1 protein-coding gene is annotated in these 655 nt (G+C 63.5%); it reads right to left on the reverse strand.

Translation table 11 applies throughout. The features are described 5' to 3' along the window. The coding region (locus tag ABD353_RS39875) for an alpha-2-macroglobulin family protein (protein ID WP_344628597.1) at positions 1 to 470 on the reverse strand (470 nt) is incomplete at its 3' end. Between the last annotated feature and the right edge of the window lie 185 nt (positions 471 to 655).

Below are 655 nucleotides of genomic sequence, written 5' to 3' on the forward strand. Positions count from 1 at the left end.
TCCACCTGCGGCTGCGGGACCTGATAAGTGCCCGGCGTCACCGCCCGCGCCAGATAGACCAGCGTCACCGGCTGGCCTTCATTGACAGCGACGGCGGCGACGAAACGGTCATCGCGGAACTCGATATGCTGAATATCCGCCTGCTGCATCTGGTTAAGCAGGTTTTGCACCGCGTCGCCATTCTCCTGCAGGCTGGCGCTGCTGTTGGCCAGATTCTGGTTTTCCAGCTCCAGACCGGCTGGCAACAGATCAACCACCAGCGCGTCAGGAACGTTACGTTTGGCGGTCACCTCCAGCTTGACCAGCACCAGTTCGCCGCTGCGCAGCGAGGTCAGCGATTTCTGCTGGCCGTGGGTATCGAAAATAGCGCGTTCAATCCCCAACACGTTGCCTCCCGGCTGTGGCGCGCTTTGCGGATAACCGCTGCTATCGAGGCGCAGCCACAGCGGCTGACTGCCGGTATTACTCACCTGCAGCGCCGCCAGCCGATCGCCGTCGAGGTTGCGGGTTTGCGCTTTGTCGCCGGCCTACGGCTCCGCCTGCAGCGAGGTTTTCGCCTGCCAGCTGCCCGGCAGGTCCGCCAGCGTACGTCCGGCAAGGAACAAGGCGTTGGTTTCCTGGGTCGACAGCCAGCGCTGGCCATAGGCCTCTTCCG

It is taken from the genome of Kitasatospora arboriphila (genome assembly GCF_039528095.1).
Lineage (GTDB): Bacteria > Actinomycetota > Actinomycetes > Streptomycetales > Streptomycetaceae > Kitasatospora > Kitasatospora arboriphila.